At 60.9% G+C, this 19,195-nt stretch carries 10 protein-coding genes and 1 riboswitch; of the genes, 3 read left to right on the forward strand and 7 right to left on the reverse strand.

The genetic code is table 11. From position 1 onward, the window contains the following. Nucleotides 1-62: 62 nt before the first annotated feature. Both VES88_13205 and VES88_13210 read left to right on the forward strand, forming a co-directional pair. Nucleotides 63-1,313 carry a family 10 glycosylhydrolase gene (locus tag VES88_13205; protein ID HYN82456.1) on the forward strand — a complete coding sequence of 417 codons (1,251 nt, stop codon included), beginning with the start codon at nucleotides 63-65 and terminating at the stop codon, nucleotides 1,311-1,313. Then, complete coding sequence (locus VES88_13210; protein HYN82457.1) at nucleotides 1,265-2,224, forward strand: diacylglycerol kinase family protein; 960 nt, start codon at nucleotides 1,265-1,267, stop codon at nucleotides 2,222-2,224. Before VES88_13205 ends, VES88_13210 begins: the two co-directional genes overlap by 49 nt. On the opposite strand, the gene VES88_13215 is transcribed toward VES88_13210, so the two are convergent. From VES88_13215 to VES88_13245, 7 genes are read right to left on the reverse strand one after another with little or no spacing between them, the layout of a single operon-like run. Continuing rightward, nucleotides 2,199-4,370, reverse strand: a complete 2,172-nt coding sequence (locus tag VES88_13215) for a protein kinase (protein ID HYN82458.1) — start codon at nucleotides 4,368-4,370, stop codon at nucleotides 2,199-2,201. The genes VES88_13210 and VES88_13215 overlap by 26 nt on opposite strands. After that, a complete protein-coding gene (locus VES88_13220; protein HYN82459.1) occupies nucleotides 4,367-6,541 on the reverse strand; it encodes a protein kinase in 2,175 nt (724 codons plus the stop codon). The genes VES88_13215 and VES88_13220 overlap by 4 nt, the downstream gene beginning before the upstream one ends. Further along, nucleotides 6,538-8,703, reverse strand: coding sequence for a protein kinase (locus VES88_13225; GenBank protein HYN82460.1), 2,166 nt, complete (start codon nucleotides 8,701-8,703; stop codon nucleotides 6,538-6,540). The genes VES88_13220 and VES88_13225 overlap by 4 nt, the downstream gene beginning before the upstream one ends. Nucleotides 8,704-8,705: 2 nt before the next feature. Next, nucleotides 8,706-10,877 (reverse strand): protein kinase, encoded by a 2,172-nt coding sequence (locus VES88_13230; protein ID HYN82461.1) that lies wholly within the window; start codon nucleotides 10,875-10,877, stop codon nucleotides 8,706-8,708. Further along, nucleotides 10,874-13,036 (reverse strand): protein kinase, encoded by a 2,163-nt coding sequence (locus tag VES88_13235; GenBank protein HYN82462.1) that lies wholly within the window; start codon nucleotides 13,034-13,036, stop codon nucleotides 10,874-10,876. Before VES88_13235 ends, VES88_13230 begins: the two co-directional genes overlap by 4 nt. A 7-nt stretch (nucleotides 13,037-13,043) precedes the next feature. Then, nucleotides 13,044-15,212, reverse strand: coding sequence for a protein kinase (locus tag VES88_13240; GenBank protein HYN82463.1), 2,169 nt, complete (start codon nucleotides 15,210-15,212; stop codon nucleotides 13,044-13,046). 2 nt (nucleotides 15,213-15,214) lie between these two features. After that, the gene (locus tag VES88_13245) at nucleotides 15,215-17,380 is read right to left on the reverse strand and encodes a protein kinase (GenBank protein ID HYN82464.1); all 2,166 of its coding nucleotides are present in this window, start codon (nucleotides 17,378-17,380) and stop codon (nucleotides 15,215-15,217) included. A 351-nt stretch (nucleotides 17,381-17,731) separates the two neighbouring features. Next, nucleotides 17,732-17,808, forward strand: a riboswitch (cyclic di-GMP riboswitch). Between the two features lie 60 nt (nucleotides 17,809-17,868). On the opposite strand from VES88_13245, the gene VES88_13250 reads away from it, so the two are divergent. Further along, the gene (locus tag VES88_13250; protein ID HYN82465.1) at nucleotides 17,869-19,107 is read left to right on the forward strand and encodes a hypothetical protein; all 1,239 of its coding nucleotides are present in this window, start codon (nucleotides 17,869-17,871) and stop codon (nucleotides 19,105-19,107) included. Nucleotides 19,108-19,195: the final 88 nt, after the last annotated feature.

A 19,195-nucleotide genomic window follows, 5' to 3' on the forward strand; every position in this document is an offset into this window, starting at 1 on the left:
CGGATCGTCACTTGATTTTATCCTAGTTCCCCTCGCAGTCCCCACGATCCGGTCTCCAAAAGATGAGAAGCACCATCGGGCGTTCGCGCCTTTTCTTTTTTTATTGTCTGTCGCCTGGTTTGAGCGGCGCAAGCGTGCTGCACGCTCAACAGCCTCCGCTGGTTGAAGCCCGCGCTATCTGGGTTACACGCTTCGATTACGACTCGGAAGCGAAGATCAAATACATAATGGAGACTTCGGCGAAGGCGCATTTCAACGTCGTGTATTTCCAGGCACGGGCGGCGGGCGACGCGTACTATCGCTCCACGATCGAGCCGTGCGCTGTTCTTCTCTGTGGCAGGCTCGGCGGCACGCCTTCATATGATCCCCTCGAGGTGGCGGTACGCGAAGGCCATCGCCGCGGCCTTCAGGTGCATGCTTATCTCAATGCGTTGAGTGGCCGCCCTGCCGGAATCGAAGGGCAGTGCCGCCCGATGACTGAGTCGATGCCAGGCAATCCCCCTCACATGCTGCTCGAGCATCCGGAGTGGGGAGTTACTTATCGCGACGGTCGCCCGCTTCCATGCCCCAATACCGAAGAGTACATCTGGGTGTCACCGGGTTTTCCGGAGGTGCGGACGCGTCTGGCAAGAGTTGCCGCAGACGTTGCGCGCCGGTACGACGTAGATGGAATTCACCTCGATCGAATTCGTTATCCCGGCACGGCCTGGTCGTACGATGCTCCGAGTCTCGCCGAGTTCGGGCGTGATCCCGTGCGATATCGCGCGGAATGGCTCGCCTACCGAACTAATCTCGTCAATCGAATGGTGAAGGAGACGTACGACAGCATCACGGCGGTAAAGCCCTCGCTCGTGTTCTCAGCTGCGGTGTGGGGCGTCTACGAGGACAAGTGGAATTGGAAGACGCAGTCAGGTCTCAACGACCTCCTGCAGGACGGGCGCGCGTGGGCGCGTAATGGCTACATGGACGTTCTCGTTCCGATGAACTACTACAAGATTCAGCCGGTGCTGTGCGCGCGCGCTGACTGGACCTGTCTCCTGCTCGATCATCTCAAAGGAGCCGGCGCTGGTACCGGTCGCCAGATGTACATCGGGATGGATGCGGGTAAGGGGGTAAGGGAGGTCGTAAGCCAGATCAGGGTTGCGCGACGCAACGGCGCCGCCGGGTTTGCGCTTTTCTCGTTCGGTGAGGCCGACCGTGCAGGGATGTGGCCCGTGCTCGCGGCGAGCGTGTTCTCCCAGCGCGCTGCAGTGCCCCTCATGCCGTGGAAGCTCGCCCGCGCCGACAGCTCCGCGGCCGGGTCCACTCACTGACAGAGCGCGTCTGCGTCATCGCCAATCCGGCGGCAGGCCAGGGGCGTGGCGCAAAGATATTGCCGGCAGCCCGTTCGGCGTTCGTGGCATACAACGTTACAGATGTAAGAACGACCGACAAGCACGCTGATGAGAGTGTGCTCGCCGCCCGCGCAATAGCCGACGGTGCCACGACGATCATCTGCGTCGGCGGGGATGGTACGAGCGCGAATGTCGCAAACACGATTCTGCATTCCGGCTCGGACGTTCGACTCGGCGTAATTCCGGCTGGCACCGGCAATGACTTTGCGAAGACTCTCGGAGTTACATCGACTCCCGTGCACGAGATTGCGCGACTGGCTGTTGAGTCTTCCGATCACAGAATGGATGTCGGCCGTGTGGACGACAGGTTTTTTCTGAACTCCTGTGGCTTTGGATTTGACGTCGCCGTCGTTCAGGGCCTGGCTCGGCAGCGGTGGCTCAAAGGCAACGGCGTTTACATCTACACGGCCTTACGACAACTTCTGGGATTTCGCGGATTGAACATCGCAATTCGCTCGCTCGCCGCAGACCACGAGCGATCGCTCTACATGATGCTCGTCATAGCCAACGCCCCGCATTTCGGCGGCACATTCATTATTGCGCCATTAGCGAGCGTCACCGACGGTGAGCTCGACGCGGTGCTCGTTGTCGACGCGTCGTCAGTACGGCGGCTGCGACTTCTCGGCGCCGCTACGCGCGGTGCGCACATGGCGTACAAGGAAGTCCGCATGAACCGGGCGCCGGAGTTCACACTCGCGTTCGATCATGCCCCTTTCTACGAGACGGACGGCGAGGTTCATCGAGCGGAACGCGCGACCGTGGAGGTGCGCTGCATGCCCCGGGCTTTGCGCGTTATCTCCCTCGCTACATCGCCTCGAGTAGAGCCCTGAAGCGTGGCGTGTCGCGAAGCGGAGCGAAGTCGGGGTCGTGTTCGATCCATTCCTTATGGCCATAGCCCTTGTCGAGCGCTTTCTCGAGACTGTCCAGAGCCTCTTCGTGTCGGCCGAGCTTGGCATAGGTGCAGGCGGCGTTGTACAGCGTGACTGTGTCGTCGGGATCGATCTCTGCCGCGCGCCGTGCATACTCGAAAGCGCGGTCGCTCTCGCCTAATTCAGCGAAGAGCGCGCCGCCGAGATTATACGCGCGCGCGTCGTCGGGGTTGAGCTCGATGCGCTCCTCAATGAGCTTGAGCGCTCGTTGGGTCGCTATCCGTGCCTCGTCCTTCTTGCCAAGTGAGTGGTACGCCTGAGAGAGCGAGCTCGCCGTCTGGTAGTCCTCTGGCCGGAGCTGTGAGGCTCTCTCGTACAGCCGTACCGCTTCGGCAAATTTTCCCTGGGACTGGCATGCGCGTCCGTAGAAATACGGCGCCTCGAAAAGGTTGGGGTCGAGTCGCATCGCCTTCTCGAATTCAGCCTCCGCTTCGGCGAAATTGCGCTTGTTGAGCCATAATGCAATCGCGCGCGAGAGGTGCCCCTCAGCCAGCTCCGGTTCCAGCTCGAGTGCGCGCAGGCTTGCCGTTTCAGCCTGGCGGAGATTCGTCTCCCGCGCATCGTGGTTGATGTACAGCAGCGAGCTGCAGTCCGCGATTCCCGCGTGGGCGATCGCGTAACTCGGATCGGCGTCAGTCGCCCGTTTGAACATCTGCCGCGCGTACTCCAGGCTCTTGCGGCGATCCTCGAAGAACTGGCGTCCGCGAAGATAAAACTCGTAGGCCTTCACGTTCTCAGTGTGGGACTTCTCGATTGCCTTCTTCTCATCCTCGCTCAGGATCACCCGGAGCGCCTTCACGATCGACTGTGAGATGTCGTCCTGGATGGCAAACACATCCTCCATCTCGCGGTCGTAGCGCTCCGACCAGAGGTGGTAGCCGTCCGCGACATTCACGAGCTGCGCCGTGATGCGAAGGCGGTTGCCCATCTTGCGGACGCTTCCCTCGAGGAAAGTGGAGACCTTGAGCTTACGTCCGATCTCGGCGATCTCCTCGTTCTTCCCCTTCAAGGCGAAGGAGGCCGTCCTCGAGGCGACACGCAACGTCTGGATCTTGGAAAGCGCGTTGATGATTTCGTCGGCAATTCCGTCGGTGAAGTACTCGTTTTCCGGATCGGCGCTCACGTTCGTGAACGGCAGAACCGCGATCGACTTGGCGGACGACACCACCTGCTGAGGCATTGTCTCCGTCTCAGTCGGCGTCGTCAAACTCGTCGATGCCATAGCCTGGCTGAACATCGCTGTGGTTCGGAAACGCTCGGCGACATCGGTGGACATTGCCTTGACGATTGCTCTCTCGACGTTCTCGGGAACAGTGCTCCGCAGGGCGCGGATCGGCTTCGCCGTTTCTGTGAAGCGCTTCGCCATGATCGCCTGTGCCGTCGCTCCCGTGAATGGCCTCTCACCGCTGAGCATTTCATATAGCATGCACGCTAGACTGTACTGATCGCTGCGGCCGTCAAGATTCGCCTCGCCTGCTGCCTGCTCGGGGCTAACGTACGCCGGCGTGCCCACCATCATTCCGGTCTGTGTCAGTGTCTCCGGACCAACCGAGCTCACCGCTTTGGCGATTCCGAAGTCCATCACCATCGCCTCGCCCTCATAGAGCATGATGTTTTCGGGTTTGATATCGCGATGTACGATTTGCTGGCGATGAGCGTAGTCGAGCGCGGAGGCGATGGCGCGGGCGTGGTGAACGGCTTCATCGACAGGCAGCAATTGCTCACGGTCGAGCCGCTCACGCAGCGATTCCCCTTCCACGTAGGGCATCACGTAGTAGAGAAACCCGTCGGCCTCCCCCGACTCGTGGAGTCCGAGGATGTGGGGGTGATTGAGGCGCGCGGCGACTTTAATCTCCCGCAGAAAGCGTTCAGGCCCGAGGGAGGCAGCCAACTCGGGGTGAAGCACCTTCAGCGCAACCATGCGTTCGTGCCTTGTATCCTGTGCCAGGTATACCGTTGCCATCCCGCCGCGGCCGAGCTCGCGGTCGATCGTGTATGACTGCGACAGTGCGCCGCGAAGGCGCTCGAGCGCTGGAGTCGCCGTCACATCGTCTCGAGAATCGCCCTGAAGCGCGGATTGTCCCTGATCGAATCAAAGTCGCTGTCGTGCTCTATCCACTCCTTGTGGCCGTAGCCCTTATCAACGGCACTCTCGAGACAATCGAGAGCGTCGTTGGGCTTGTGCAGCTGCGCGTAGGTACATGCAACGTTGTAGAGAAGCATCGGATCATCGGGATCGATGGCAAGGGCGCGTGCGGCGAGCTCGGCGGCACGGTCGACCTCTCCGAGCGCTGCGAAGCCGCCCGCTGCAAGAACGCACGCTCGCGTGTCGTCGGGGACCAGCTCGAGCCGCTCCATCACGAGCCGCGTCTGACGCCGGTATGCCGCTTCGGCTTCTGCCCGCATTCCCAGCGAGGAATAGGCCAGCGCGAGAAAGCTAGGTGCCTGGTAGTCCTCGGGGCGTAGAATGCACGCGCGCTCGAACAGCTTTGCCGCCTCGGCGTACCGTCCTTGTGACATCCGGGCTCTGGCAAAGTAGTACGCGGCCTCGAACAACTTTGGATCGAGTCTCATGGCGGTCTCGAACTCGCGCTCCGCCTCATCAAACTGCTTCCGCAACGATACTGCGAGCCCGCGGGCAACGTGCGCCTCCGCGAGGTCCGGGTCGAGCTCGAGAGCTTTCTGACTCGCGCTGTCACCCTGAGTCAGGTTCGATTCGCGGGCGTCCACTTTCATGTAGAGTATCGAGCTGCAATCGGCGAGGCCGGCGTGGGCGAGCGCGTACTCGGGATCGATCTCGATCGCCCGCCGAAACATTTTGCGGGCCGTCTCCAGACTCTTTCGGCTGAGCTGATGGATGTGCTGGCGGCCGCGGAGGTAATAGTCGTACGCCTCGACGTTGACCTTTCGCGTCTTCTCGATCGCCTTTTTCTCGTCTTCGGTCAGGATTACGCGCAGGGCCTTGACGATCGCCTGGGAGATGTCGTCCTGAATCGCGAAAACGTCCTCCAGCTCCCGGTCGTATTTTTCCGACCAGAGCTGATAGCCGTCCGCGACGTTCACCAGCTGCGCGGTTATGCGGATTCTGTTCCCCATCTTCCGCACGCTTCCCTCGAGAAACGTCGACACCTTGAGCTTTTGTCCGATCTCCGCGATGTCCTCGCTCTTTCCCCGGAATGCAAACGAGGCCGTTCTCGATGTGACGCGAAGGGTCTGGATCTTTGAGAGCGCGTTGATGATTTCCTCCGCCATCCCATCCGTGAAGTACTCGCTTTCAGCGTCCGCGCTCATGTTGCTGAAGGGAAGTACTGCGATGGATTTGGCGGCCGAGACGACGGGTTGCGGAATTGTCTCCGCATCGGTGGGTGTCGAGAGACTAGGCGAAACGAGCGCCTGAGCGAACATCGCCGATGTCCTGAATCGGCCTTCCGGCTGCGTGGATAACGCCTTCGTCAGGGCCCTTTCAACGTTTTCGGGAACGTTGCTTCGCATTGAGCGGACAGGCTTGACCGTCTCTGTGAAGCGCTTGGCGAGAACTGCCTGTGCGGTTGGGCCACTGAATGCGCGTTCGCCAGCCAGCATCTCGTAGAGGACGCACGCAAGGCTGTACTGATCGCTTCTCCCGTCGAGATTCGTTTCGCCGGCGGCCTGCTCAGGGCTCACGTAGGCTGGGGTGCCAACCATCATTCCAGTCTGTGTGAGCGTGTCCGAGCCTGCCGCACTGACGGCTTTGGCGATTCCGAAATCCATCACCATCGCCTCACCTTCGTAGAGCATCACATTCTCCGGCTTGATGTCGCGATGGACAATATTCTGCCGGTGAGCGAAATCGAGCGCCGACGCAATCGAGCGTGCGTGATGAACGGCTTCCTCAACGGGGAGAAGCTGCTCGCGGTCGAGCCGCTCGCGGAGCGATTCTCCCTCCACGTATGGCATTACGTAATAGAGGAAGCCGTCGGCCTCACCCGAATCATGCAGCGCAAGTATGTGCGGATGATTCAGACGCGCGGCGGTTTTGATCTCGCGCAAGAAACGGTCGGGCCCGAGTGAGGCCGCCAGATCCGGATGGAGGACCTTGAGCGCTACGAGCCGCTCGTGCTTGCAGTCCTGCGCGAGATATACCGTTGCCATTCCGCCACGTCCGAGCTCGCGGTCGATGGTGTAAGTCTGCGACAGCGCGCCGCGGAGGCGCTCGAGGGGCAGCGCCGACTCGCTCACATCGCTCTCTGGATCGCCTTGAACCGAGGCAGATCCCGGAGTGAATCGAAGTCCGAGTCATGATCGATCCACTCACGGTGACCGAACCCGCGGTCAATAGAGCGCTCCAGGCACGAGAGCGCGTCGTCCGACTTGCCGATCATGCTGTAGGTGCACGCAACGTTGTAAAGCAGCATGGGATCGTCCGGATCGATCTCCAGCGAGCGCTTCGCAAACTCGAGGGCGGGCTCTGCCTCTCCCAGCTTCGAATGAGTGGTCGCCGCGAGGTTGCATGCGCGCGCATCGTCCGGATTCAACGCCAGCCGGTCGTCGATGAGCTTCAGTACGCGACGGTTCACGGCCAGACTTTCCTCATCCATGCCGAGGGATTTGAGAGAGGAAGCCAGCATCGACGGTGCCTGAAAGTCCTCGGGGCGAAGTGCCGACGCCCGCTCGAACAGCTTGACCGCTTCGGCGAAGCGACCCTGCGATTTCCGGGCGCGCCCATAGAAATACGGCGCCTCGAACAGCTTTGGATCGAGCTTCATCGCGGTCTCGAAGTGCTCCTCCGCCTCGTCGAACTGCTTGCTAAGGGATACCGCAATCCCCCTCGCGACATGGGCCTCAGCCAGCTGAGGCTCCAGCTCGAGCGCCTTCTTGCTGGCTGCGTCGGCCTGCCTCAAGTTCGACTCGCGCGCGTCGAAATAGGTGTACAGAAGCGAGCAGCAATCGGCCACGCCCGCATGCGCGAGCGCATAGTCGGGATCGATCTCGATCGCGCGATTGAACATCTGCCGCGCGTGCTCGAGACTTTTTCTCCGCAGCTGATGAAAGAACTGTCGGCCGCGAAGATAGAATTCGTATGCCTGAAGGTTTACGGTGCGAGGCTTCTCGATCGCCTTTTTCTCGTCTTCGCTCAGGATCACCCGCAGCGCCTTTACAATGGCCTGTGAGATCTCGTCCTGAATCGCGAAGATATCCTCCATCTCCCTGTCGTAACGCTCCGACCACAGCTGGTATCCGTCGGCGACGTTCACGAGCTGGGCCGTGATGCGCAGACGATTGCCCATCTTCCGCACCGTGCCGTCGAGAACGGTGGAGACGTGGAGCTTGCGGCCGACCTCTCCGAGGTCCTCGTTCTTTCCTTTGAGCGCGAATGAGACGATGCGGGATGCAACCCGGAGCGTTTGAATTTTCGAGAGAGCGTTGATGATCTCCTCGGCCATGCCGTCGGCGAAGTACTCGTTCTCCGGGTCGGTGCTGGAGTTCACGAAGGGCAGAACCGCGACTGATTTTGCCGCAGCCACAGTCGGCTGGGGCAGAGTAGCCGTGTCGGTCGGCGTCGTCAGCGAGCCCGAGCCGAGCGCCTGCGCGAACATGGCTGCCGTTTTGAACCGCGCCGCGGTGTCGGTGGACATTGCCTTGCTCACCGCGCGCTCGACGCTTTCGGGAATGCTCCCGCGCAGCGAACGGAGCGGCTTCGCCGTCTCGGTGAATCGCTTCGCCATCACCGCCTGCGCGGTGGGGCCGGTGAATGCGCGCTCTCCGCTCAACATCTCGTATAAGACGCACGCGAGACTGTACTGATCGCTTCTTCCGTCGAGATTCGTCTCACCCGCTGCCTGCTCGGGGCTGACATAGGCCGGAGTGCCCACCATCATCCCGGTTTGCGTGAGGGTATCGTGGCCGGCAAGGCTCACTGCTTTGGCGATTCCGAAATCCATGACCATCGCCTCGCCCTCGTAAAGCATCACGTTTTCCGGCTTGATGTCCCGGTGGACGATCTGCTGGCGATGCGCATAGTCGAGCGCCGATGCGATCCCTCGTGCGTGATGTACTGCCTCCTCGATCGGGAGCTGATGCTCACGATCCAGGCGCTCCCGCAGTGATTCGCCTTCCACATAAGGCATCACGTAATAGAGGAAGCCCTCCGCTTCGCCGGAATCGTGCAGCCCGAGGATGTGCGGGTGATTGAGACGTGCAGCGACTTTGATCTCGCGAAGGAAGCGATCGGGTCCGAGCGACGCAGCGAGCTCCGGGTGCAGCACCTTGAGCGCGACCATTCGCTCGTGCTTGCAATCCTGCGCGAGGTAGACAGTCGCCATGCCTCCGCGGCCGAGCTCGCGGTCGATCGTGTACGACTGCGACAGAGCACTGCGGAGGCGCTCGATGGGAAGCGACATGGTCACATCACCTTCAGCAGAGCCTGATACCGCGGCGAAGTTCTGATGGGGTCCAGGTCCGGGTCGTTCTCCATCCATTCCTTGTGGGCGTAGCCCTTGTCCACGGCGCCTTCGAGCGCAGCGATGGCCTCCTCCGGCTTGCCAAGGGAAGCGTAGGCGCACGCGATGTTGTACATCATTCCTGCATCGTCCGGATCCACGGCGAGCGCGCGACCGACAAAATCGAGAGACTTCTCCGGCTCACCGAGCGAAGCCAGCGTGCTAGCCCCGATTATCAGAGCGCGCGCATCGTCCGGGTTCAGCTCGAGTCGTTCGTTGACGAGCTGCACGGCGCGCCGGTAGGAATTCTTCGAGTCGGTCTCGTTGCCGAGTGATTTGTAGGCCTGGGCGAGGAAATGCACAGACTGGAAGTCCTCGGGTCGAAGCGTGGACGCGCGCTCGAAAAGTTTCGCAGCCTCGAGCGGTTGTGCCTGCGCCAGCCTCGCGCGACCAAAAAAGTACGGCGCCTCGAAGAGCTTCGGATCGAGCCGCATCGCGCCTTCGAACTCGCGCTCCGCTTCGTCGAATCGCCTGCTCAGCGACACCGCGAGCCCGCGTGCCACATGCGCCTCCGCCAGATCCGGCTCGAGCTCCAACGCTCTCATGCTCGCAATGTCGGCCTGTTTCAGGTTCAGCTCGCGCGCGTCGAAGTACATGTAGAGCACCGAGCAACAGTCGGCCACGCCGGCGTGAGCGAGCGCGTACTCCGGGTCTATCTCGATTGCGCGATTGAACATCTGCCGCGCGTACTCGAGACTCTTGCGCCGAAGCTGGTGGAAAAACTGGCGGCCTCGCAAATAGTATTCGTACGCCTGGACGTTCACGGTGCGCGCCTTTTCGATCGCTTTTTTCTCGTCCTCACTCAGGATCACGCGAAGTGCCTTCACGATCGACTGCGATATGTCGTCCTGAATCGCGAAGATGTCCTCCATCTCGCGATCATAGCGGTCGGACCACAACTGGTATCCATCGGCGACGTTTACGAGCTGCGCAGTTATGCGAACGCGATTTCCCATTCTCCTGACGCTGCCGTCGAGTACGGTCGAAACGTGGAGCTTCCGCCCCACCTCGGCGAGGTCCTCATTCTTTCCCTTGAGCGCGAAGGACACGGTGCGAGAGGCTACACGCAGCGTCTGGATCTTCGACAAAGCATTGATGATCTCTTCAGCCACTCCGTCGGCGAAGTATTCGTTCTCCTGGTCGGTGCTCATGTTCGAGAAGGGAAGCACGGCAACCGATTTTGCCGACGAGACTGTCTGTTGCGGGAGAGTCTGCGTGTCGGTCGGGGTGGACACGCTGCTCGAACCCAGTGCCTGCGCGAACTGTGCAGCGGTCTTGTAGCGCGCCGCCGCATCCGTGGACATGGCTTTGGCGACGGCGTGCTCAACCGGCTCGGGAATGCTGCCCCGCAGCGAGCGAAGCGGCTTGACTGTCTCCGTGAATCGCTTCGCCATCACCGCCTGAGCCGTCGGGCCGGTGAAGGCGCGCTCGCCGCTCAACATCTCGTAGAGCATGCATGCCAGACTGTACTGATCACTTCTGCCGTCGAGATTCGTTTCGCCTGCGGCCTGTTCCGGACTGACGTACGCCGGCGTCCCGACCATCATGCCGGTTTGCGTCAGCGTGTCGTGCCCCGCGGCGCTTACCGCTTTGGCGATACCGAAATCCATCACCATCGCCTCGCCCTCGTAGAGCATGACGTTTTCCGGCTTCATGTCGCGATGGACGATCTGCTGGCGATGGGCGTAGTCGAGCGCGGAGGCAATCGAGCGTGCGTGGTGTATCGCTTCGTCGATCGGGAGCTGATGCTCGCGGTCGAGTCGCTCCCGAAGTGATTCTCCCTCGACATACGGCATCACGTAATAGAGGAAGCCGTCTGCCTCGCCCGAGTCATGGAGCCCGAGAATGTGAGGATGATTCAGTCGTGCGGCGACTTTGATCTCGCGCAGGAACCGATCGGGGCCGAGTGACGCCGCGAGCTCCGGATGCAGCACCTTGAGTGCGACGAGCCGCTCGTGCTTGCAGTCCTGCGCCAGATAGACAGTCGCCATTCCACCGCGGCCGAGCTCGCGGTCGATGGTGTAACTCTGCGACAGCGCGCCGCGAAGTCGCTCGATCGGAAGAGGTGTCGTCACATTCCGTCCAGGATTGCTTTGAACCGCGGAGTCTTGCGGATGGATTCGAAGTCAGGATCGTGCGCGATCCAGTCCTTGTGTCCAAATCCCTTGTCGACTGCGTGCTCGAGAGCGGCAAGGGCTTCCTCCGTCTGGCCCAGAACGGAGTACGTGCAGGCGACGTTGTAGAGCAGCATCGGGTCGTCCGGATCTATTGCTACCGACTTCCGCGCGAACTCGATTGCTCTCTCAGTCTCTCCGAGGGTACCGAGCGTCGCTGCACCGAGGTTCCACGCACGGGCGTCGTCAGGGTTCAGCTCGAGCCGCTCTTCTATGAGCTTGAGCGCCCGACGGTCCTCCGCCTCACCTTCCGCTGCCTGACCAAGAGATTTGTGCGCCTGGGCAAGGAACGACACCGCCTGAAAATCCTCCGGCCGAATCGCGCATGCCAGCTTGAAAAGCTTCACGGCGTCGTCGAACTTTCCTTGCGCGAGGCACGCTCGACCGTAGAAGTAAGGCGCCTCGAACAGTTTTGAATCGAGCCGCATAGCCTTCTCGAATTCCCGTTCCGCGTCGGTGTAATTCTGGCTGAGCGAGAAGGCAATGCCGCGCGCGAGGTGAGCCTCGGCGAGATCCGGGGCGAGCTGGAGTGCGGTGTTGCTGGCGCTTTCAGCTTGCTTGAGATTCGATTCCCGCGCGTCGAACATCATGTAGAGCAGCGAGCAGCAGTCGGCCACGCCGGCGTGTGCAAGGGCGTAATCAGGATCGAGCTCGATTGCCCGCTTGAACATCTGCCTTGCGTACTCGAGGCTCTTGCGCCGGACCTCGAAGAACTGTCTCCCACGCAGGTAGAATTCGTAAGCCTGAAGATTCTCCGTGCGGGCCGCGCCCATCGCTTTCTTCTCGTCTTCGCTGAGTATCACCCGAAGGGACTTGACGATGGCCTGCGAGATGTCGTCCTGAATCGCGAAGACATCCTCCATCTCTCGGTCGTAGCGCTCGGACCACAGCTGGTATCCGTCGGCGACATTCACGAGCTGCGCGGTAATGCGGAGCCGGTTCCCCATCTTGCGAACGCTTCCATCGAGTACCGTCGAGACTTTCAGCTTCCGGCCAACCTCGCCGAGGTCTTCATTCTTTCCCTTCAGCGCAAACGAGACTGTTCGAGACGCAACTCGCAGCGACTGGATCTTCGTGAGAGCGTTGATGATCTCTTCGGCCATTCCGTCTGTGAAATACTCGTTCTCGGGATCGGGACTCATGTTGGCGAAAGGAATGACGGCAATCGATTTCGCGGCCGACACAGTCGGCTGCGGCATGGTCGCGGTATCGGTAGGCGTTGCCATGGTTCCCGAAGCGAGCGCCTGGGCGAATATCGCGGCGGTTTTGTAGCGGTCACCAACGTCGGTCGACATCGCCTTCGAAACCGCCCTCTCCACGGGCTCTGGTACGCTTCCACGGAGTGAGCGCAACGGCCTGACCGTATCGGTAAACCGCTTGGCCATCACTGCCTGGGCCGTTGGACCGATGAACGCGCGCTCGCCGCTCAGCATTTCATAGAGCATGCACGCGAGGCTGTATTGATCGCTTCTGCCGTCGAGATTCGTCTCGCCCGCCGCCTGCTCGGGACTGACGTAAGCAGGCGTCCCGACCATCATTCCTGTCTGCGTCAGTGTGTCCGACCCAGCCGAGCTGACGGCCTTGGCGATGCCGAAGTCCATGACCATCGCCTCGCCTTCGTAGAGCATCACGTTCTCCGGCTTGATGTCCCGGTGGACGATATTCTGCCGATGTGCGTAGTCCAGCGCGGAGGCAATCGACCGTGCGTGGTGAACTGCCTCATCAATGGGCAGCTGACGTTCGCGGTCGAGCCGCTCTCTCAATGATTCTCCCTCGACGTACGGCATCACATAGTAGAGAAAGCCTTCGGCCTCTCCCGAATCATGGAGCGGGAGGATATGTGGATGATTCAGCCGCGCGGCGAGCTTGATCTCTCTCAGGAAGCGCTCAGGTCCGAGCGATGCCGCAAGGTCGGGATGCAGAACCTTGAGCGCCACGAGCCGCTCGTGCTTGCAGTCCTGCGCGAGATAGACCGTCGCCATGCCCCCGCTGCCGAGCTCGCGGTCTATCGTGTAATTGTTCGCAACCGCGCCGCGCAGCCGCTCGAGTGATGGATTCATTCTTTCGTCACATGGAGCTGACGATTGCCTGGAACCGGGGATTGCTCCGCAAAGGAATCAGATCGCTGTCGTGCTCGATCCAGTTCTTGTCGCCCCAGCCTTTTTCCACGGCACCCTCCAGTGCGGCCAGCGATTCGTCGATCTTGCCGAGCTGCGCGTAGACACACGCGACGTTGTAAAGGAGCATCGGATCTTCCGGATCGACAGTCATCGCGCGTTCCGTGAGGTGGATGGCCCGCTCCGGGTCGTGCATGTTGGCGTAGGTTGCTGCGCCGAGTATGCACGCCCGCGGATCTTCGGGATTCAGCTCGAGATGCTGGTCGAGGAGTTTCAACTCACGACGATAGACGGCCTGGGCTTCTTCAGAACGTCCGGCCGACATGAGAGCCTGAGCGAGAAAATGCGGCGTTTCGTAATCCTCCGGGCGCAGAGCGGCTGCCCTCTCAAAGAGCTTCACCGCCTCGTCATAGTTTCCTTGCGCGAGGCGCGCGCGCGCATACCAGTACGCCGCCTGGAACAGCTTGGGGTCGAGACGCATTGCGGTCTCGAACTCCTCCTCAGCCTCGTCGAAGCGCTTGCTCAGCGAGACAGCGAGCCCCTTGGCCAGGTGCGCCTCCGCCAGCTCCGGCTCTAGCTCGAGCGCCCTGCTGCTTGCCTTGTCGGCCTGCCGCAGATTGAACTCTCGCGCGTCGAAATACGTGTAGAGAAGGGAGTAGCAGTCGGCGACGCCGGCGTGCGCGCGCGCGTATTCCGGGTCGATCTCGATCGCCTTGTTGAACATCTGCTTTGCGTATTCGAGGCTCTTGCGGCGCAGCTGATGGAAGTACTGCCTCCCGCGAAGGTAGTAGTCGTATGCCTGAACGTTCACGGCGCGCGCTTTTTCAATCTGCTTCTTCTCACCCTCGCTCAGTATCACACGCAGCGCCTTCACTATCGCCTGCGATATCTCGTCCTGAATCGCGAAGATGTCTTCCATCTCGCGATCATAGCGCTCCGACCAGAGGTGATAGCCGTCGGCGACGTTGACGAGCTGGGCGGTGATGCGGAGACGGTTTCCCATCTTGCGTACGCTTCCCTCGAGGAAAGTGGAAACCTTGAGCTTCCGGCCGATCTCGGCGATCTCCTCGCTCTTCCCCTTGAACGCGAACGACGCCGTCCTCGACGCAACTCTGAGAGACTGAATCTTGGAAAGGGCGTTGATGATCTCCTCCGCCATGCCGTCCGTGAAGTATTCGTTCTCCGCGTCGGCGCTCATGTTCGTGAAGGGAAGCACGGCTATAGACTTCGCGGTGGAAACCACCGGCTGCGGCATCGTCTGCGTTTCACTCGGCGTATTGAGACTCGTTGACGCGAGCGCCTGCGCGAAGAGGCCTGCGGTCTTGAACCGGGTGTTCGCGTCGATGGCCATCGCTTTGGATAGGGCCTTCTCGACAGTCTCGGGAACACTGCTCCGTACGGATCGGATTGCCGGGACGTTGTCGGTGAACCGCTTCGCCATCACTGCCTGAGGGGTGGGGCCGGTGAACGGGCGCTCCCCCGACAGCATCTCATAGACGACGCAGGCAAGGCTGAACTGATCGCTTCTGCCGTCGAGGTCGGTAGCGCCTGCAGCCTGCTCGGGGCTCACGTACGCCGGAGTGCCTACCATCATTCCAGTCTGCGTCAGAGTTTCGGGTCCCGCTGCGCTCACGGCTTTGGCAATTCCGAAATCCATCACCATCGCTTCGCCTTCGTACAACATCAGGTTCTCGGGCTTGATGTCGCGGTGGACAATTCCCTGACGGTGTGCGTAGTCGAGTGCCGAGGCGATTCCGCGCGTCAGGTTCACCGCCTCCTCGACAGGCAGATACTCTTCGCGGTCGAGTCGCTCGCGCAGCGACTCACCCTCGACGTACGGCATCACGTAATACAGAAAGCCGTCGAGCGCTCCGGAATCGTGGAGCGGAAGGATGTGAGGATGATTCAGCCGCGCAGCGACTTTTATCTCGCGAAGGAACCGGTCCGCGCCGAGGGACGCGGCCAGCTCCGAGTGCAGCACCTTGAGCGCGACCATGCGCTCGTGCTTGACATCCTGAGCCAGATATACCGTCGCCATCCCGCCGCGACCGAGCTCGCGATCGACGGTGTATGAGCTGGAGAACGATTTTCTGAGCTGCTCGATTGGAAGGGCGGCCATCTCTACATCGCCTGCGCTATCGCCTTGAATCGTGGCGTTTCGCGCAGCGGATCGAGATCGGAGTCGTGCTCGATCCATTCCTTGTGCCCGAATCCCTTGTCCACGGCTCGCTCGAGAGAAGCTAACGCATCGTCGATCTTTCCGAGAACGGAGTAGGTACAGGAGACGTTATACAGAAGCATCGGGTCGTCGGGATCAATAGCGAGCGATCGCTCCGCGTACTCAATCGCCGTATCGGTCTCGCCGAGCTTGGCGTGCATGCCCGAGCCGAGGTTGCAGGCGCGCGCATCGTCGGGATTGAGCTCCAACCGCTCGTGAATCTGCCGGACTGCACGACGCAACGCAGCGTCGGCTTCCGCCTTCATGCCCATCGACTGGTAGCTCTGCGCCAGGAACGCCGTCGCCTGGAAGTCCTCGGGCCTTAACGCTGAGGCCCGCTCGAAGAGCTTTACGGCATCCTCGAACCGCCCCTGCGCCGTCCGGGTACGGCCGAAGAAATACGGCGCTTCGAACAGCTTGGGATCGAGCCGCATTGCCGTCTCGAATTCCTTTTCTGCCTCGTCGAACCGTTTGCTCAGAGATGCGGCGATGCCGCGTGCTAGATGCGCTTCGGCAAGCTCCGGCTCCAGCTCCAGGGCCTTGCTGCTCGCAATGTCTGCCTGGCGAAGGTTGAATTCGCGCGCGTCGAAATAGGTGTAGAGAAGGGAGCAGCAGTCGGCCACGCCCGCGTATGCGCGCGCATACTCGGGGTCGATCTCGATCGCGCGGTTGAACATCTGCCTCGCGTACTCCAGGCTCTTACGACGCAGCTGATGAAAGTATTGCCGTCCGCGCAGGTAGTAGTCGTATGCCTGAACGTTGACTGCGCGCGCTTTCTGGATCTGCTTCTTCTCTCCTTCGCTCAGAATGACGCGGAGCGCTTTGACAATCGCCTGCGAGATGTCGTCCTGGATGGCGAAGACATCCTCCAGCTCGCGGTCGTAGCGCTCCGACCAGAGATGGTATCCGTCCGCGACGTTTACCAGCTGCGCCGTGATCCGCAGCTTGTTGCCCATCTTTCGGACGCTCCCCTCGAGAACCGTCGACACCTTCAGCTTCCTGCCGATCTCGCCGATGTCCTCGTTCTTTCCCTTGAACGCGAACGAAGACGTGCGTGACGCAACACGCAATGATTGAATCTTCGTCAGTGCGTTGATGATCTCTTCAGCCATGCCGTCCGTGAAATACTCGTTCTCCGGATCGGCGCTCATGTTTGCGAACGGCAGAACGGCAACCGACTTCGCGGCTGATACGGTCGGCTGAGGGACCGTCTGCGTGTCCGTCGGAGTCGAGACATTCCCCGATGCAAGCGCCTGCGCGAACATGGCCGAGGTCGGGTACCGCTTCGACGCTTCCGTGGACATGGCGCGTGAGAGAGCGCGCTCGATGCTCTCAGGTACGGCCGCTCTGAGCGTGCGCACGGGCGCGACGGTCTCCGTGAATCTCTTTGCGAGCACCGCTTGCGCAGTGGGCCCGGTGAACGGCCGCTCGCCCGTCAGCATCTCGAATAGAACGCAGCCAAGACTGTACTGGTCGCTCTTGCCGTCGAGGTTCGCTTCGCCTGCCGCCTGCTCGGGGCTCACGTACGCCGGTGTGCCGACCATCATCCCCGTTTGCGTCAGCGTCTCGTGACCCGCGGCGCTGACCGCCTTCGCAATTCCGAAGTCCATCACCATCGCCTCGCCCTCGTACAGCATCACGTTCTCGGGCTTGATGTCGCGATGGACGATGCCCTGGCGGTGCGCGTAGTCGAGCGCTGACGCGATCGAGCGCGTGTGATGTATCGCCTCCTCGATCGGCAGCTGCTGCTCGCGGTCGAGCCGCTCCCGCAATGACTCGCCTTCGACGTAAGGCATGACATAATAAAGGAGTCCGTCAGCGTCGCCGGAGTCGAACAATGGCAGGATGTGCGGGTGGTTGAGCCTCGCCGCGAGCTTGATCTCCCGAAGGAAGCGATCGGGTCCGAGCGAGGCCGCCAGGTCAGGATGGAGGACCTTCAGTGCCACGGTACGATCGTGCTTGCCATCCTGTGCGAGATAAACCGTCGCCATTCCGCCGCGGCCGAGCTCACGATCTATGGAGTACGCACCCGAGAGTGAAGTGCGCAGGCGTTGTATTGGGAGAGTCACGCGATGGCGGCGGGGGAGTCGGCGAGAAGAGCAGAACTGCTGAAACGAAACGTCAAGTCTATGAGCCGAACGGGGCAGGTCAAGTCAACCGTGGCGCTCCGCTCATGACGGGAGGATGCGTCAGAATAGGTCAAACATCCATCATTTCTTTTCGCGTCATCTTCCGCGTCGCGCGTCAAGAATTTCCCAGGCATATCAGCAAACATCTTTTTTCACATCACAAATGTACAATCGAGTGAGTTGTGCTTGCGGGCAAACGTCCAATCCTTTATAGTCCTTCCTGAAGCCGAGCGTACAGACGTGTATCGTTGTGCATGCACGTTGTGCGGCGGCTTCGACAATTGAATCTCCTACCGAAAATGGCAACCCGGCTCGCGAGACCGGCACGCAAAGTCAGGCTTCTCTCGTAGAAGCGCCCGACTACCGAAGGGGAGAAGATTTCACCGGCATCTCGTCACGTCGGAAATTCTTCTATTCGGGGGTCCACAATGCGCGTTCGATCCGGTGTCTTTATGTGGTTGTCGCATCCAGATTTCAAGACAGCGCGAGTTGCGCTAGCCGCCGGCGCACTAGCCGGTTTAGGCGTGCTCGGCGCTTGCGCCGAAACACCCACAGCATCAGATGTTGCGGGCCCTCGTGCTCCCTCGAGTCCCAGCAACGATTTTGTTCCCGGCGTGGTTGGCGCTCTAGCGCGCACGGTGAAGGTATGCGTCGATATTAACAGTGATGCGGCGCCGACACTGGCTGGATACACCTTCACCACCGTCCAGAGCGCCACCCCTACTCCCGAAGCACTGGACGCTGTCACTTCGCCCGTGACCGTCGCGGTGGGCGAGTGTGAGGACGTTTTTGTCCGGGCTAATACGGGCAACCTCATCCTCAATCCCGGCTCTATCAACCCTCGGGCGAAGCTGACAATCACCGCCACGGTACCGGGTGGATACACATCGGACATAAGCAGCTGCATCAATGAAGGCCCCCCAGCGTGGCAGGACTGCGTGACGAGCAATACATGGGCAATCTCGTCGGCGAACATCTATCACGGATCGTCGGTCACCTTCCTGTTTGCACAGGGCGACCTTCCGCCACTGTTCCTCATTCTCGATGAGGACGCGATCGACAACGGCCCGCCGCCCAATTTCTTCAGTGCAAGGGACGTCAACGACGACATCGCCAAGGTCGGCCAGCGCAAGCAGCTTCGCTGGTTCGAGGCGAACGTGGGTGAGGAAATCGTGTTGTGGAGCGGACAGATGGGCGATGAGGGCTGGTTCGCGCCGAAGTTCATTCCGGACTCATGGGCGAATGCCGGGCCCACTGACGATGGCCTTCGCAACTTCCTCGGTCTTCCCGTCGGGCCAGGCCTGGGCAAGGGGAAAAACCCCGAGGCCCTCCTGGACAAGATCCCTGACGTGACCCCGCTGCGCGCGGAGGGATTGTTCATGCTCATCGGCAGAACTGTCTGCGCTGTCGTTTACGACAGTGACATCAGCATCAATTACAGCCCGCTGAATGGCAGCCTTAAGGGCGCCAACCTCGGTATCGTGGCGTTCACTGTTACCGCCGTCGATCAGCTCTTCGGACAGTCGTCGGGCTCGCTACCAGCGGTCACGCTTACAATCGAGGATGCGGATCAGGTCTGCGCTGGAGATCAGACGCTCTTACAGTTAGCGCCCGTTCCTCTGACGTCGTCGACCGAGGTTGACATCGTACCAGGCGAGGATGGCTGATAACCCGCTGGGCAGAAAACAAAACGGAGCCGGGTTTCCCGGCTCCGTTTTGTTTTTCCGCGCGATTGCGGCCTGGAACGTCCCTCGC

It is taken from the genome of Gemmatimonadaceae bacterium (assembly GCA_035633115.1).
Lineage (GTDB): Bacteria > Gemmatimonadota > Gemmatimonadetes > Gemmatimonadales > Gemmatimonadaceae > UBA4720.

What these genes read in the sequence shown, in the direction of transcription:
- VES88_13205 (HYN82456.1), top strand. Translation starts at nt 63, where the DNA reads ATGAGAAGCACCATCGGGCGTTCGCGCCTTTTCTTTTTTTATTGTCTG.
- VES88_13235 (HYN82462.1), bottom strand. Translation starts at nt 13,036, where the DNA reads ATGAATCCATCACTCGAGCGGCTGCGCGGCGCGGTTGCGAACAATTAC.
- VES88_13225 (HYN82460.1), bottom strand. Translation starts at nt 8,703, where the DNA reads ATGTCGCTTCCCATCGAGCGCCTCCGCAGTGCTCTGTCGCAGTCGTAC.
- VES88_13250 (HYN82465.1), top strand. Translation starts at nt 17,869, where the DNA reads ATGCGCGTTCGATCCGGTGTCTTTATGTGGTTGTCGCATCCAGATTTC.
- VES88_13240 (HYN82463.1), bottom strand. Translation starts at nt 15,212, where the DNA reads ATGGCCGCCCTTCCAATCGAGCAGCTCAGAAAATCGTTCTCCAGCTCA.